This is a genomic window from Amycolatopsis orientalis DSM 43388 (assembly GCF_000411975.1).
Lineage (GTDB): Bacteria > Actinomycetota > Actinomycetes > Mycobacteriales > Pseudonocardiaceae > Amycolatopsis > Amycolatopsis orientalis_D.
The window spans coordinates 1-15,694 of sequence record NZ_ASXG01000178.1; the positions used below are offsets into that span (position 1 = coordinate 1).

The 15,694-nt window shown below is 70.5% G+C and carries 13 protein-coding genes; 5 read left to right on the top strand and 8 right to left on the bottom strand.

What is annotated here, in order from left to right; genetic code table 11:
- Nucleotides 1-181: 181 nt before the first annotated feature.
- A complete protein-coding gene (locus L942_RS36820; RefSeq protein WP_037369153.1) occupies nt 182-622 on the bottom strand; it encodes a PaaI family thioesterase in 441 nt (146 codons plus the stop codon).
- 63 nt (nt 623-685) lie between these two features.
- Between L942_RS36820 and polA the strand changes: the two genes are divergently transcribed.
- Entirely contained in the window at nt 686-3,424 is a 2,739-nt protein-coding gene (gene polA / locus L942_RS36825) for a DNA polymerase I (protein WP_037369154.1), read from the top strand.
- A 724-nt stretch (nt 3,425-4,148) separates the two neighbouring features.
- Here polA and L942_RS36830 read toward each other — a convergent pair.
- The 5 genes from L942_RS36830 to L942_RS36850 form a co-directional block, all read right to left on the bottom strand.
- On the bottom strand, nt 4,149-4,718 hold the full coding sequence (locus L942_RS36830; RefSeq protein WP_037369156.1) for a TetR/AcrR family transcriptional regulator: 570 nt from the start codon (nt 4,716-4,718) through the stop codon (nt 4,149-4,151).
- Complete coding sequence (locus L942_RS36835; RefSeq protein ID WP_037369157.1) at nt 4,715-6,640, bottom strand: YhgE/Pip domain-containing protein; 1,926 nt, start codon at nt 6,638-6,640, stop codon at nt 4,715-4,717. Before L942_RS36835 ends, L942_RS36830 begins: the two co-directional genes overlap by 4 nt.
- The gene (locus tag L942_RS36840) at nt 6,637-7,365 is read right to left on the bottom strand and encodes an ABC transporter ATP-binding protein (RefSeq protein ID WP_037369159.1); all 729 of its coding nucleotides are present in this window, start codon (nt 7,363-7,365) and stop codon (nt 6,637-6,639) included. The genes L942_RS36835 and L942_RS36840 overlap by 4 nt, the downstream gene beginning before the upstream one ends.
- 107 nt (nt 7,366-7,472) lie before the next feature.
- The gene (locus L942_RS36845) at nt 7,473-8,366 is read right to left on the bottom strand and encodes a GNAT family N-acetyltransferase (RefSeq protein WP_037369172.1); all 894 of its coding nucleotides are present in this window, start codon (nt 8,364-8,366) and stop codon (nt 7,473-7,475) included.
- A 17-nt stretch (nt 8,367-8,383) separates the two neighbouring features.
- Nucleotides 8,384-9,235, bottom strand: a complete 852-nt coding sequence (locus L942_RS36850) for a class I SAM-dependent methyltransferase (protein ID WP_037369160.1) — start codon at nt 9,233-9,235, stop codon at nt 8,384-8,386.
- Nucleotides 9,236-9,581: 346 nt separating this feature from the next.
- Here L942_RS36850 and rpsA point away from each other — a divergent pair, with 346 nt between their 5' ends.
- Entirely contained in the window at nt 9,582-11,075 is a 1,494-nt protein-coding gene (gene rpsA / locus L942_RS36855; protein ID WP_037369162.1) for a 30S ribosomal protein S1, read from the top strand.
- A gap of 94 nt (nt 11,076-11,169) precedes the next feature.
- On the opposite strand, the gene L942_RS36860 is transcribed toward rpsA, so the two are convergent.
- On the bottom strand, nt 11,170-11,802 hold the full coding sequence (locus L942_RS36860; protein ID WP_037369164.1) for a TetR/AcrR family transcriptional regulator: 633 nt from the start codon (nt 11,800-11,802) through the stop codon (nt 11,170-11,172).
- A 164-nt stretch (nt 11,803-11,966) separates the two neighbouring features.
- On the opposite strand from L942_RS36860, the gene L942_RS36865 reads away from it, so the two are divergent.
- Nucleotides 11,967-12,407: an OsmC family protein gene (locus L942_RS36865; protein WP_037369166.1), complete on the top strand. Its 441-nt coding sequence runs from the start codon at nt 11,967-11,969 to the stop codon at nt 12,405-12,407.
- A 121-nt stretch (nt 12,408-12,528) separates the two neighbouring features.
- On the opposite strand, the gene L942_RS36870 is transcribed toward L942_RS36865, so the two are convergent.
- The gene (locus tag L942_RS36870; protein WP_037369167.1) at nt 12,529-12,750 is read right to left on the bottom strand and encodes a hypothetical protein; all 222 of its coding nucleotides are present in this window, start codon (nt 12,748-12,750) and stop codon (nt 12,529-12,531) included.
- 317 nt (nt 12,751-13,067) lie between these two features.
- On the opposite strand from L942_RS36870, the gene coaE reads away from it, so the two are divergent.
- Nucleotides 13,068-14,252: a dephospho-CoA kinase gene (gene coaE, locus L942_RS36875; protein WP_037369169.1), complete on the top strand. Its 1,185-nt coding sequence runs from the start codon at nt 13,068-13,070 to the stop codon at nt 14,250-14,252.
- 108 nt (nt 14,253-14,360) lie between these two features.
- On the top strand, nt 14,361-15,635 hold the full coding sequence (gene thrS, locus L942_RS36880) for a threonine--tRNA ligase (protein WP_268745761.1): 1,275 nt from the start codon (nt 14,361-14,363) through the stop codon (nt 15,633-15,635).
- The last annotated feature ends 59 nt before the right edge of the window (nt 15,636-15,694 follow it).

A 15,694-nucleotide genomic window follows, 5' to 3' on the forward strand; every position in this document is an offset into this window, starting at 1 on the left:
GAAAGATGCCTTGACAAGCACCCCCGCGCCGTGTTTTTGGCTTCGTATCGGGGGCGGGGGAGGTGTGGCTGCCCTGATGGGTTGGGTGCGTCGCCGCCGGTTGGGTGGTGGGACCTGCGGGCGGTCGTGCGGGGAATCCTGAGGGAATCAGAGTTCCCCTCACGACCTCTCAACGGGAAGATCAGGCGCCTGGCGGGCGGTCCCGGACGACGCAGGTCAAGCGTGCGGTGCAGGTGCGGCGGCCCTCGTCGTCGGTCAGCACGATTTCCGACGTGATGGTGCCGCGGCCGACGTGCAGCGGGGTCGCGACTCCGGTGACGGTGCCGGAGCGGACGGCGCGGTGGTGGGTGCAGGACAGTTCCAGTCCCATCGCGGCGCGGTCGGGCCCGGCGTTGAGCGCGGCGAGCACCGAGCCGAGGGCTTCGGCGACGGTGGCGTTCGCACCGCCGTGCAGGAGGCCGTACGGCTGGAGGTTGCCTTCGACCGGGATCGTGCCGACGACCCGCTCGGGCGTCATCTCGACGAGCTTCAGCCCGATCTTGTCGTTCAGCTGCTGTCCTGCGGCCGCGGGGTCCACGCCCCCGAACTGGCCCGGCGTGATTTCCGCCGTCTGCTCGGTCACTCTCTGCTCCTCAACCGTATGCGACACGCAAGAGTGTCGGACCCTCACCCTAGACTCGCCCCCGTGAGCCCGACCGAGAACCGAACCGTTGCCAACGCCACAGGCGCAGCCGCCGCGCCCGACCGCCCCCGGCTGCTGCTGATCGACGGCCATTCGATGGCCTACCGCGCCTTCTTCGCCCTGCCCGCGGAGAATTTCCGCACGAAGACCGGGCAGGTCACCAACGCGGTCTTCGGCTTCACCTCGATGCTCATCAACCTGCTGCGCGACGAGAAGCCGACGCACCTCGCGGTCGCCTTCGACCTCTCGCGCAAGACCTTCCGGTCGGAGACGTACGCCGACTACAAGGCCAACCGCAGCACCACGCCGGACGAGTTCCGCGGCCAGGTCGACCTGGTCAAAGAGGTGCTCGACGTGCTCGGCATCCCGTCGCTGACGAAGGAGAACTACGAGGCCGACGACGTCATCGCCACGCTCACCACCCAGGCGGGCGACGGCTACGACGTCCTCATCTGCACCGGCGACCGCGACGCGTTGCAGCTCGTCAACGATCGGGTGACCGTCTTGTACCCGAAGCGGGGCGTCTCCGACCTCGTGCGGTTCACGCCGGAAGCGGTGGAGGAGAAATACGGCCTCACGCCGGCCCAGTACCCGGACTTCGCGGCGCTGCGCGGCGACCCGTCGGACAACCTGCCCGGCATCCCCGGCGTGGGGGAGAAGACCGCGGCCAAATGGATCCGGCAGTTCGGCACGCTAGCCGACCTGATCGACCGGGTCGACGAGGTCAAGGGCAAGGTCGGCGACGCGCTGCGGGCGAACCTGTCGTCGGTCCAGCTCAACCGGCAGCTCACCGAGCTGGTCCGCGACGTGCCGCTGGAGTCCGCGCCGGACCAGCTGGAGCTGCGGCCGTGGAACCGCGAGGCGGTCCACCGGCTTTTCGACGAGCTGGAGTTCCGCGTCCTGCGCGACCGGCTTTTCGAGACGCTGAGCAGCGCCGAACCGGAAGCCGACGAGGGCTTCGAGGTGTCCGGGTCCGCGCTCGCGCCCGGAGCGCTCGGCGTGTGGCTCGAAGCGCACGCCGGGGCGGCCGAACCGGTCGCGCTGTCGTTCCGCACCACCGGCTCGTCGGTCCGCTCCGACCTCAAGGCGGTCGCCTTCGCGACGGCCGACGGGGAGGGGGCGTATGTCGACGTCACCGCGATGGACGAGGCGGACGACCGGGCGCTGTCGGCGTGGCTGGCGGACCCGAAGATCCGGAAGATCGGCCACGACCTGAAGGTGCCGCTGCACGCGGTGCGCGCCCGGGGTTGGACGTTCGGCGGGCTGAGCATGGACACCGCGCTCGCCGCGTACCTCGCGCGGCCGGGCCAGCGCACGTTCGGGCTGGACGACCTGGCTTTGCGCTACCTGCACCGCGAGCTGCGTTCCGAGGGCGGCGACGGCGACGGTCAGCTCTCGCTGCTCGACGGCGGCGCGGACGAGCTGGAACAGAAGGAAATCTCCGCCGAACTGGTGAAGGCGCGCGCGGTCTTCGAGCTGGCCGGCGCGCTCGGTGCCGAGCTGGGGGAACTCGGCGGTGCGAAGCTGCTGGCCGAACTGGAACTGCCGCTGCTGGAAGTGATCACCGAGCTGGAGGGGGCGGGCATCGCGGTCGACGTCGACCAGCTCACCGAGCTGGAGGCGCACTACCTCGGCCGGGTCACGCAGGCGGCGGAATCCGCGTACGAGGTGATCGGCAAGCAGATCAACCTCGGTTCGCCGAAGCAGCTGCAGGTGGTGCTGTTCGACGAGCTGGGCATGCCGAAGACCAAGCGCACGAAGACCGGCTACACCACCGACGCGGACGCGCTGCAGTCGCTGTTCGAGAAGACCGAGCATCCGTTCCTGCAGCACCTGCTGGAACACCGCGACGCGACGCGGCTGCGCACCACGGTCGAGGGCCTGATCAAATCGGTCGCCGACGACGGGCGCATCCACACCACGCTGCAGCAGACGATCGCGGCCACCGGACGGCTGTCGTCGATCGAGCCGAACCTGCAGAACATCCCGGTGCGCACCGAGGAAGGCCGGCGCATCCGCGACGCGTTCGTGGTCGGCGACGGCTACGCCGAGCTGATGACCGCGGACTACAGCCAGATCGAAATGCGGATCATGGCGCACCTGTCCAAGGACGAGGGACTCATCGAGGCCTTCAATAGCGGCGAGGACCTGCACACGTTCGTCGCGTCGCGCGCGTTTTCCGTGCCCGCCGCGGAAATCACGCCGGAACAGCGGTACCGGGTCAAGGCGATGTCGTACGGGCTGGCGTACGGCCTGTCGGCGTACGGCCTGTCGCAGCAGCTGAAGATCTCGACGGAAGACGCGAAAGAACAGATGGAGGCGTACTTCTCGCGGTTCGGCGGGGTGCGCGACTACCTGCAGTCGGTCGTCGGCGAGGCGGCGAAACGCGGCTACACCGAGACGATCTTCGGCCGCCGCCGCTACCTGCCGGACCTGAACAGCGACAACCGCCAGCGCCGCGAAATGGCCGAGCGGATGGCGTTGAACGCCCCGATCCAGGGCAGCGCGGCGGACATCATCAAGGTGGCGATGCTGAACGTGCACCGCGCCCTGGCCGACGCGGGCTCGCGCAGCCGAGTGCTGCTGCAGGTCCACGACGAACTGGTCATGGAAATCGCCGACGGCGAACACGCGGACGTCGAGAAACTCGTCCGCGAGGGCATGGGCTCGGCCGCGGAACTGGCAGTGCCGCTGGAAGTCTCGGTCGGCTACGGGCGGTCGTGGAACGAGGCCGCGCACTGAACTGAGCAGCCCGGCCCGGGGTCACACCGACCCCGGGCCCGTCGGCCGAGCGAATTTCGCTGGCCGGAACGCAATCCGCCTCCGCAGCCATTCGGTCGATCACGAGCCGCGGTGCCCCCCAGATCCTCGGGTGAACCGGCACCAGCGACGCGGCGTTCACCCGGGTGAAGCAACCGCCAAGAGGACCCCGTCGTCAAAGTCCACGCCCGACACCCACCGCGCGACCCCGAACGTCCCTTGTGGACAGCGAACAGCAACCGCGCCCTGGCCGCTCAACCGCCACCTCTGCACCCACCCATCGAGGCACCCAGCCCTGGCCCTGCACCCCGATACGAAGCCTCCCTGCGGTCTGAGGGTGGNNGCACGCTTTCCCGCCTTGACAACCACCCTCAGACCGTCAGCACAATCGGGCTTCGGGGTGCCCCACGCCACTCACCCACCTGCAATGTCGCCGCCAGGCGACGAGCAGGCCCCACCCGAACGAACCAAGATTCACCCGCCCGGTCAGCGGTACCCCAGCTCCCGAACCCGCACCTAGCGTCATATGCGCACAGGTAGATCGAAGCGGAAGGACCGAGCCATGATCAAGCGCCTGTTCCAGACCGTCCTGCGGCACGGATGCTGCTCCGCCTGCACCGGCAAGGGCTGCGGCTGCTGCGCCAACTGCCACTGACGGCGCCGCAGCAACCCCAGGGGCCCGGCAGCGCAGCCGGGCCCCGTCAAGTCACCTCTTCAACCCGCGGATCAGCACCATCACCGATCCGAGCACGTCCGCCCGGGACCGCTCGGGATGGAAGACCTGCCAGTCCAGCGCCACCACCAGCATCGTCCCGAACACCCCGGCCGCCGCGGTCGCGATGTCCACCCCGGAGGGCAGCCGCCCCGCCGCGTCGAGCCGCTCCAGCTGCGCCTTGACGACTGCGATCAGCTCCTCCCGCAGCAACGCCAGCGTGTCGTGCCACCGTCCCGGCGTATGCCACAGCTCGCTGACCACGATCTGCGAAAACCCCGGATACTCCGCGATGAACTCCAGCGTCGTGTCCACCTGGGCCTCGATCACCGCCAGCGGATCGTCGTCCGTCCCGGCGGACCGCAACCGTCCGGCGAGCAAATCGACGCCGAACCGCAGCAGCGCGTCGACCAGCCCGTCTTTGGACCCGAAGTTGTAGTAGACGGTTCCCTTGGCGACCCCGGCCTCGGCCGCGATGTCGTCGACCGTCAGCCCGACGAGGCCCCTGCTGGCCGAGAGCCGCAGGGTGGCCTCGAAGAGCTTCCGTTTGGTCGCTTCTCTCACAGGCTCAGCTCGGGCTTGAGCGCCGACACCGACCACACCCGGTGTTTGCGGGCCGCGAGAGTGGACAGCAGGATCCCGCCGACGAGGTATGCGAGCAGCACCCCGACATCCCCGAGGATCTGCAGCGACGCGCCGGAGTAGAGCAGGTGCCGGAACCCGTCGATGGCGTAGCCCATCGGCAGCACGAGGTGCAGCGGATAGAGCGCGTCCGGGATCGTCTGCCACGGGAACGTGCCGCCCGCGCTCACCAGCTGCAGCACCAGCAGCACGAGCCCGAGGAACTTGCCGACCGCGCCGAAGAGCGCGTTGAGCGCGTGCACGATCGAGGTGAAGGCCAGCGACACCAGACAGGCGAAGCCGATCGCGCCCAGCGGATGCGCCACGTGGATCCCGACCAGCCAGGTCACCGCGGCGAACAGCACGATCACCTGCGCCAGGCCCAGCACGGCCGAGGACAGCCAGCCGCCGAGCGCGACCCGCAGCGGCGCCGCGCCGGCGGTGAGCGCGCGCGTTGACAGCGGCCGGATCAGCAGGAACAGCACGAACGCGCCGATCCAGGTGGCCAGCGAGATGAAGAACGGCGCGAGCCCGGCGCCGTAGGTGCCCGCCGAGGCGACGCCGTTCGACGTGACGGCGACCGGATCGGCGATCGTGTTCGCCGTGGCGGTGCGGGTCGGGTCGTCCGGGTTCGGGATCTGCTTCAGCCCCTCGGCCAGCCCGTCGCGCAGCTTCGCCGAACCGTCGGCGAGCTGATCGGTGCCGGTGACCGCGGTCTTCTCGCCGTCGTTGAGCTTCGCCGCGCCGTCGCGCAGCTGGTTCGCGCCGTCGGACGCCTGCGCGATCCCGCTGGCCAGCTGCGGCGAGGCCGACGCGAGCTGGTGCGCCCCGTCCGACACCTGCCGGGCGCCGCTGGCGAGTTTCTGCAGATCGCCGTTGGCGGACTGGATCTTCCCGTTCGCCTCGTTGACCGGCGAACGCAGCTGGTCGAGGCGGGCCAGGATGTCGTTCACCTGGCTGTCGGAGAGCCCGGCGTCGTGCAGTTGCGTGTTCAGCTGGGAGCGGTAGCTGTCCAGGCGGCCTTGCAGGTCGCTGGACGCGGAGGCGGCGAGCGACGAGGCGTCCGCGACCTTCTGGTTGCCGTCGGCCACCTGGCCCGCCCCGTCGGCGAGCTTCTGGGTCTGGCTCGGCAGCTGCGCGGTGCTCGACCTGAGCGTGCCCAATCCGGTGGCGAGGCTGGTCGACCCGGTCGCGAGCTGGCTCGCCCCGTCGGCCAGCTGATGTTGCCCCGTCTGGAGTTTCGCCGCGCCGTCGGCGAGCTTCGTCGCGCCGTCGGTGGCTTCGGAGATCTTGCCGTAGATGGTGGAGAAGCCGACGAGGAACTTGTCCGCGGCCTCGCTGCCCACCTTCTCCGCGATCGTCTTGCGGACCTGGTCGGCCACCTGCTTGGCGATGGTGCCGGCCAGATAGTTGTTGGCGTCGTTGGTGGTCAGCGTGATCGTCGCCTGCTGCGGCTCGAAATTGCCGGACGACAGCAGCGCCTTCGAGAAGTCGTGCGGGATGCCGATGGCGAACGAGTACTTGTCGTCGCGCACCCCGTCCCGGGCGTCCTTTTCGGACACTTCGTGCCACTGGAAGGTGCCGGACTTCACCAGTTCGTCGGTGACCTCGCGGCCGACGTTGCGCTGGGCCCCGTTCGAGTCCTTCGCACCGGCGTCCTCGGTGAACACCGCGGCGGGCAGCTTGTCGAGCCGGCCGTAGGGGTCGTAGTTCGCGTAGAGGTAGAACGACGCGTACAGCAGCGGCACCAGCACGAGCGCGAACATGGCGAGCTTCGGCAGCGTCCCGGTGGACAGCCGGCGCAGCTCGTTGCGCGCGATCCGGAACGCGTTGAGTCCGCCGGCCCGCTTGTGGGGGGTGGTCATGCCCGGTCTCCCTCGGAGTTCTCGGTTTCGGCGGTCAGTTCGGCGGTTTCCGGGAGCTGCTTGGTCTGCTCGGCTTCGGCGGGTTCCGGCGGGGCGGAGAGCCGGACCGGGTCGGGCTGCTCGGTCTCGCCGACCTTGGCGGGCGGGCAGGGGAGCGCCGACTCCGGCGTCGTAGCGGTCAGCACGGCCACCGCGAACCCGCGGGCGGCGTGCTCCTTCGCGACCGAGGCCCAGATGTCGACGTCGCTGGTGTGCCGGTCGGGCACGTCGAGGACGAGCACGCGCACCCCGTCGCGTTCGGCGGCCAGCGCGGTGAGCAGCCGGATGCGCAGCGCGGGCTCGAGGTTCTCGAACCGGCTGTCGGCATACGGCGCCGCGTCGTGCTGGGAGAGCCAAGCTGTGACAGCATCCTTGCTGGAAGGACGGTGTGCGAGCGCCAGTTCTTCGCCGGTGACGACGCGCAGGGACAAGGCTTCGTCCGGCTCGCTGACTCCCGGCGAGTCCACGACGGCCACGAGCCGCCGCAGGTCGCCCTCCGGTTCGGCGGTGACGGTGCCGGTGGTCGGCTTCAGCCGTCCGGCCAGCGCGAGCGCGAGCGCGGTGATGCCGACGCCCGGTTCGCCGTGCACGACGGTGAGGCAGCCCTCTTCGACGGTGAGCGAGGTAGGCGGCAACAAGGGGCCGTGGGGACCCTTCAGGGACACCCGGTCGGCACGGACCTGCACAGGACACACTCCACGGATTTGAACTGACCAGTCAGTTCAAAAGTTAGTCCCGACCTGGAGGCCCGGGCAAGGCGGTTCGCCGGACGTCACACCAAAGAGCGGCCGGCTCAGCGCAAAGCCCACGCGGGGTGTGCTTCCCAGGACGTCCACAGCGGCCGGTAGCCCTGCCGGTGCCAGAACACCGACGACAGGGGATTGGTCGGGTTGTAGTAGAGGTAGGTGCCGGTCGCGCCCTGGTTCAGCAGTTCGCGGTGCGCACGGGCCATCAGCGCGCGGCCGATCCCGCGGCCGCGGCTGGCCGGGGCGGTGACGACGTTGTTGACGTACCCCCAGAGACCGGCCGGCAGCAATTCGGCGGCCTCGTTCCCGGGTGCGGACTCGACCCAGTCGCACTGCGCGAGCGCCGCCACTTCGCCGTCGGCCTCGGCGAGCCAGGTCGCCTTCTCGCCGAGCGCGCGGCGCAGCGCCGGGCCGAGCAGTTCCGCGGTCTGCTCGCGTTTCCGGTGCGCGACCAGGCCGGTGTAATCGAACGTCGCCGTGCACAACGCCAGCGCCGCGGGATAGTCGTCCGGCCCGGCGAGCCGGATCGACACGTCCGCCGAAACGTCTTCCGGTGCGACCGCGGGGCGAACGGCCAGCGCGGACAACGGAACCAGCCCGTGGTCGAGAAAGGCCCGGATGGCTTCGGCGTCGCGGCTCGGCCAGTTGACGACGCACGCCGAGTCGGCACCCGGCGCTTCAGTGTCCACTTGGGACCGCAGCGCGCCGAGCAACGCGTCGAACGCTTCGGTGCCCGCGGTCTCCGGGTCCGGGAACAGCTGCCAGACCTCGGCCGCCGACCACAGCAGGGGAGCGTCGCCCGGGCCGTGCCGGTAGCGCTGGAGCATCGCGGACACGTGCGTGCCGGACGCGGTGACCGCGCGCAGCCGGTCGCCGCCGGCGAGCGGGACGGGCGGCGGCAACAGCGGGTCGAGTCGGGCGAATCGGCCGGCGGAGCTCACCGCCGCAGCGTAGCCGGTCAGTCGCGGCGCGTGCGGAAGATCGCGGTGCCGGGGAACAGCCTGCCGCGCAACGGGCTCCACTGGCCCCAGGCGCGCGTGTGGCCCGCCGGCCATTCCGGTTCGACGAGGTCCTCCAGCGCGAACCCGGTCGCGGCGAGCGCGCGCACGTAGTCGCCGAGCGTGCGGTGGTACTCGACGTACGTCGCCGTGCCGTCGTCGTCCACCTCGACGTAGGGCGTGCGGTCGAAGTACGGCTGGGTCGCGGTGAGCCCCTGCGGCCCGGGATCGTCCGGGAAGATCCACCGCATCGGGTGCGTCACCGAGAACACCCACGGCGCGCCGGGGCGCAGCACCCGGCGCACCTCGCCGAACACGGTCTCCAGCGACGGAACGAAGGGGAGCGCGCCGAACGCGGAGCACGCGACGTCGAAACTGGCCGCGGCGAACGGAAGCCGCTCGGCGTTCGCTTGCACGAGGGGGACCTTCGCGCCGGTGCGGGCGTTACCCTCGCGCGCGTGCCGGAGCATGCCGCCCGACAGGTCGGTGGCGACGGGCTCGGCGCCGGCAGCCGCGAGCCAGCGCGAGCACGCGGCCTGCCCGCAGCCGACTTCGAGCACCCGCTTGCCGCGCACGTCGCCGAGCAGCCGCGCGTCGTCCTCGCGCACGCCCTCCGGGCACCAGACGAAATCGGCGTCGCCGAGGAAACCGCCGTGGGTGGCCTGGTAGTCGTCGGCATCCGCGTCCCACCAGGCCAGATTCGCCGCTTCGGCCTCGTTCCCGCCGACTTCGCGGTGGGCGACGCCGACGGTGCCGAGCCGTTCTTCGGCGCTCGCGTGGCGGGCCGCCGGGGCCGCGGCGGGCTCGGGCATGCCGGTCTCCTCTCCCGGGTGCGGCCGTCCGGGGCGCGGGAATGCCCGGACCGGCGGAAACGTTGCGAAGAAGGTACCGGGAGCCCAGGGCGACCCTGATTGTGTCCCCCGCGGGGGCCCGCGTACGATACGTGTTAGCGCAGTGGGGTTCGCGCTGCCTGGGTGACTACCCACCGGGGCCGCGCATCGTCAGCGGGTCATGCCGCGGTCGTTCACTGGTGGAACGTTTGGTCGCCGGACGTTTGAGCAGGGTCGTCGCATGCCGGTTGCGGGGCCCGCCGCGTGCACTTCAGGTAGCCAACTGCACATCCACCTACGACACCCATCCACCGGAGCAACCCGCCTAATGACCACCGACACCGCCACCGCCCCGACCGCCCCGACCGGGGCCCCGCAGGTCGCCGTAAACGACATCGGGTCGGAGGAAGACTTCCTCGCGGCTATCGACAAGACGATCAAGTACTTCAACGATGGGGACATCGTCGAAGGCACGATCGTCAAGGTCGACCGCGACGAGGTCCTGCTCGACATCGGGTACAAGACCGAGGGCGTCATCCCCTCGCGCGAGCTGTCCATCAAGCACGATGTCGACCCGGCAGAGGTTGTCGCCGTCGGCGACGAGGTGGAAGCCCTCGTCCTTCAGAAGGAGGACAAGGAAGGCCGCCTGATCCTGTCCAAGAAGCGCGCCCAGTACGAGCGCGCCTGGGGCACGATCGAGGAGCTCAAGGAGAAGGACGAGCCCGTCAAGGGCACCGTCATCGAGGTCGTCAAGGGCGGCCTGATCCTGGACATCGGCCTGCGCGGCTTCCTGCCCGCGTCGCTGGTCGAGATGCGCCGCGTGCGCGACCTGCAGCCCTACGTCGGCCGCGAGCTCGAGGCGAAGATCATCGAGCTGGACAAGAACCGCAACAACGTGGTCCTGTCCCGCCGCGCCTACCTGGAGCAGACCCAGTCCGAGGTGCGCAGCGAGTTCCTCAACGCGCTCGCCAAGGGCCAGGTCCGCAAGGGCGTCGTGTCCTCCATCGTCAACTTCGGCGCCTTCGTGGACCTGGGCGGCGTCGACGGCCTGGTGCACGTCTCCGAGCTGTCCTGGAAGCACATCGACCACCCGTCCGAGGTCGTCGAGGTCGGCCAGGAGGTCACGGTCGAGGTCCTGGACGTCGACATGGACCGCGAGCGCGTCTCGCTGTCGCTGAAGGCGACCCAGGAAGACCCGTGGCGCCAGTTCGCCCGCACCCACGCGATCGGCCAGATCGTGCCGGGCAAGGTCACCAAGCTCGTCCCGTTCGGCGCGTTCGTCCGCGTCGAGGAGGGCATCGAGGGCCTGGTGCACATCTCCGAGCTGGCCGAGCGCCACGTGGAGATCCCGGAGCAGGTCGTGCAGGTCAACGGCGACGTCATGGTCAAGGTCATCGACATCGACCTCGAGCGCCGTCGCATCTCGCTGTCGCTGAAGCAGGCGAACGAGGGCGTCACGCCGGAGACCGAGTTCGACCCCACCCAGTACGGCATGGCCGCCGAGTACGACGCCGAGGGCAACTACATCTACCCCGAAGGCTTCGACCCGGACACGCAGGAGTGGCAGGAAGGCTTCGACAAGCAGCGCGAGGAGTGGGAGCGGCAGTACGCCGAGGCCCACACCCGCTACGAGCAGCACATGGCCCAGGTCAAGAAGGCCGCCGAGGCCGACGCCGAAGCCGCTGCCGACGCCGCCACCGGCATCGAGGGCGGCGAGCAGAGCTACACCTCGTCCGCTCCGGCCGAGGCGAAGAGCGGCGGCACGCTCGCCAGCGACGAGCAGCTCGCGGCTCTGCGCGAGAAGCTGTCGGGCGGCGCGTGAGCGGCTGACTCGCTGAGTCTCTGACAAGTTCGGCCCCGGTCCGCACGGACCGGGGCCGAACTGTTTTCGCGAGCGGGCCTTCGCCGGGCGCGGCTCAGTTGCGGAGGCCCAGCCCGTCGATCGTCGCGCGCACGCCGCGGCGGTACATCGTCTCGTGCACGGCCTCGTCCGGGCTGAGGAACCAGTCGTCGAGCGGGCTTTGCGAGCGGATCGTCAATTCGACGCTCACCAGCCCGTGCATGGAGGTCCAGAGCAGATACCCGCATTCCTGCGCGATGACGCCGGGCGGGCAGACCCGTTCGATCTTGGCGACGAACTCGGCGAAACTCGTGCGGACCACTCCGGACCGCAGCGCCGGGTCCGGGTCGTAGTCGTGCACGGAGCGTTCGAACATCAGGCCGTAGCGAGCCGGGCTTGCCAAGGCGAATCGGCGGTAGGCTAGCGCTACCTCGACCAGATCCGCGATCCCGTCGCCGTCGGACCGCGGAACCGTGCGCAGGTCCTCGCCCAGCAGGTCGAAAGCCCGTTCGTACAACGCGTCGAGCAGGCCGGTGCGGCCGCCGAAGCGCGTGTACACGGTGATGGTGGACGCTCCGGCCTGTTCCGCCACCGCCCGCACGGTCAGCCCGGCGACGCCTCGCTCGGTGAGGACGGTCAACGCCGCGTCGAGGAACCGGCCGCGGCTGTGCTGCTCCGCCGGCCGTGTCGAAAGATGCCGGGTGGCCATCTCCCACCCCCCTCGTGCCCGTGCTGCGCGGGAAGCGCGTCCGCGTCTCGCAAGCAGAAGATACGATATTCACGGCTTCTTGGGAACGTCGTTCCGGTGCTCCCGGACCGTCCACAAGCGACCGCCCGGAGCAGGTCTCCCCGAGCACAAAGGAATCCGCCCTCATGACCCAGCCGGAATCCGGCACCGTCGTCGTCACCGATGCCGGGAGCGGCCGCTACACCCAGCGCGTCACGACCGCGGGCCACGAATTCCTCGCCGACGAACCGGCGAGCGCGGGCGGCGCGGACGCCGGTCCCACGCCGTATGACCTGCTGCTGTCCGCGCTCGGCACGTGCACCTCGATGACGCTGCGGATGTACGCCGACCGCAAGGGAATCCCGCTGGCCCGTACGACAGTCCGGCTCCGGCACGACCGCGTGCACGCCCGCGACTGCGCCCGCTGCGAGACCGAGGTCGGCATGATCAGCCGGATCACCCGGGAAATCTCGCTGGAAGGCGACCTCGACGACGCCCAGCGCGCGCGGCTGCTGGAGATCGCGGACAAATGCCCGGTGCACCGCACGCTGAGCCACGAGATCGCGATCGAAACGCACGCAGTCTGATCCTGCGGCAGGTCCGGGCGAGATGCCCGGCCCGGAAGGTCGGCGCGGAAAGGCCAGGCGGAAGGTCTGGCGCGGAAGGTCAGGCGCGGAAGGTCAGGCGCGGAAGGTCAGGCGCGGAAGGTCAGGCGCGTTCCAGCGAAACCGAAGGCACCCAGGCATGCTCGAGCGCGGCTTCGCGGGCACGCCGGCGGAGGCCGGCCAGGCTGTGCTTCGCGGGCACGAGCAGCGCGCTGAACCAGGTGCGCCGGTACTCCGCGAGTGCGTCCGAAACCTGGCGATAGGAGACGCAGTGCACCAGACCCGGGGTGCCGAGCCGATGCTTCCCTACGTGCTTCTCCGCCATTGTTCCTCCGTGTGGGCGACCCTTCCGCCGCGCACGGTACGCACTCGACCCGCGAAAACAGCGCAAGCGCGCGGCGTGTCACCCACATCAGTTCGGCTACGCCCGAAAATGTGCTTGCGTTTGCGCGGACCGTGTGCAGGTACCTGTGCGCTTGCACGTGCAGGGGTTCGGCGATCCCCTGAGCGGGTGACCGCGGTGCTCGTTGCGCGTCCGGCCGAAAGCGGGCCGACCCCGCAGCAGCACGCAACCGTCGGGGCGAAGTCGTTCGGCCGTGGCAGTGGTCGGATGGGCGACCAGCGGCACAGTAGGGTGTGGCCATGCTGCGAGTGGGCCTGACGGGCGGGATCGGTGCGGGGAAGTCGACAGTGGCGAACCGGCTGGCCGAACACGGGGCTGTCGTCATCGATTCCGACCGCATCGCGCGCGAGGTCGTCGAGCCGGGCACGCCCGGGCTGGCCGCGCTGACCGAGGCGTTCGGCGAGGAAATCCTCGTCGAGGACGGTTCGCTGGACCGCCCCGCGCTCGCCGCGCGCGCGTTCGCCGACGACGAATCGCGCAAGCGGCTGAACTCGATCGTGCATCCGCTGGTCGGGCAGCGCACCGGCGAGCTGATGGCCGCGGCCGCCGAGGACGCGGTGGTGGTGCACGACGTGCCGCTGCTGGTGGAGAACGATCTCGCGCCCGCGTATCACCTGGTGCTGGTGGTCGACGCGCCGGTGGAGGTGCGGGTGCGGCGGCTGGTCGAGGTGCGCGGGATGCCGGAGGCCGACGCCCGGGCGCGGATCCGGGCCCAGGCCGCGGAGGAACAGCGGCGCGCGGTCGCGGACGTCTGGCTCGACAACGGCGGCACGCCGGACGTCGTGCTCGCCGAAGTGGACGCGCTGTGGGCGGACCGGCTGGTGCCGTTCGAGGCGAATCTCCGGCTGCGCAAACCTCGTCCGCCGGCCTCGCCGGTGATCTCGCCCTACGACTCGAGCTGGCCGCTGCAGGCCGAACGCCGGCTGGCGCGGCTGCGGCAGATCGCCGGTCCGCGGCTGGTGCGCGCCGACCACATCGGGTCCACCGCGGTGCCGGGGCTGCCCGCCAAGGACGTCCTCGACCTGCAGCTCACGGTGTCCTCTTTGGACGACGCGGACGCGCTCGCCGAAGCGCTCGCCGACGCCGGGTTCCCGCGCCGCGAAGGCGAATGGTGGGACGACCCGCAGGGCGGCGACGGGAAGTGGCTCAAGCGGTTCCACCAGAGCGCCGACCCGAAGCGGCCGGTGAACCTGCACGTCCGGTCCACCGAAACCCCGGCGTGGCGGCTCGCGCTGCTGTTTCGCGACTGGATCCGGGCGCACCCGGAGGAGCGCGACAGCTATGCCGAGGTGAAGGAAGCACTGGCGCGCAAGCATTCCGCGGACGGCACGGTCGAGCAGTACGCGGAGGAGAAGCAGGGCTGGGTGAACGCGGCGTTCGTGCGCGCGGAGGAGTGGGCCGGGCACAGCGGCTGGAAGCCCTGAGCCGGAAAACCGGATGCGGCCGCGACGGGTGCGGGGTTACCTTCACCGCATGAAGCGCGCCCAGTCCACGACGACGCCGGACCCAGTCCCGGCGCGCTGAACACTGCCATTCGAGCCCGGGGCGAGCGCCCCGGGCTCGGTCGTGCTCGCCTCGCCTTCGGTGAGGAGACCGCCATGCCAGACCACCGCAGCCTCGGCCGGGAACTCGGCCTGTTCGGCAGCGACCCGCTGATCGGGGCCGGGCTTCCGTACCTGCTGCCCGACGGCGCCGCGATCCGGCACGTGCTGGAGGAGTACGTCCGCGAGGTCGAACGCCGCGCCGGCTACCGGCACGTTTCGTCGCCCGTGCTGGGAAAACGCGAGCTGTACGAGCTTTCCGGCCATTGGGCGCACTACCGCGACGACATGTTCCCGCCGATGGACCTCGGCGGCGAGCAGGTCGTGCTGCGGCCGAGCCTGTGCCCGCACCACGCGCTGATCTACCGTTCCCGCGCCCGCAGCCATCGCGAGCTGCCGCTGCGGCTGGCCGAACTCGGCGGGATGTACCGCGCCGAGCTGTCCGGCGTCCTCGGCGGGCTCAACCGGGTGCGGGCGATCCAGCTCAACGACGCGCACATTTTCTGCCGTCCCGAGCAGGTCGGCGCGGAGGTGCGGGGTGCGCTCGAGCTGATCCGCCGGGTCTATCGAGACCTGGGCCTGAAAGCCGCGCGCTACCGGCTTTCCCTGCCGGACCACCGCGGCAAGTACGCCGGTGCGGCGCAGGCGTGGGAGCGCGCCGCGGCAATGCTGGTGGACGCGCTCGACGGCATCGAGTACGAACGCGGGCCGGGCGAAGCCGCGTTCTACGGCCCGAAGATCGACGTCCAGATCGCCGACAGCTCCGGCCGCGAGTCGACCCTCTCGACCGTGCAGATCGATCTTCACCAGCCGGAGCGGTTCGGGCTCGAGTACGTCGGCCCGGACGGCCGCGCGCACCGGCCGGTGCTGGTGCACCGCGCGGTGCTCGGCAGCCTGGAACGCGTGCTGGCCCAGCTGATCGAGGAACACGGCGGCGCGTTCCCGCCGTGGCTGGCCCCGGTGCAGATGGCCGTGTTTCCAGTTGGGGACGCGGAACTTCCGGCGGCGGAAGCGGTCGCGGAGGAGGCGATGGACGCCGGATTGCGGGCCGAGGTCGTTCCCGCGGACCGGGGCAGCCTGGGCGCGCGGATCCGCGACCGGCGGCTGGTTCCGTACCAGGCGGTGCTCGGCCCGCGCGAGGCCGCTGCGGACCTGGTCGTGCCTCGGCTGCGGGACGGACGGAGGCTGGATCCGTTGCCGGGGAAGGAGTTCGTGTCCGCAGTGGGAGTGCGGGTAGCCTCGCGCGGCAGCGAGCTCTGGGCTTAGTACTCCAGCTGTAGTTCGTGATCTTGCTGGAGGGGTCGTGTGAGACGGGTGCGGCCGCC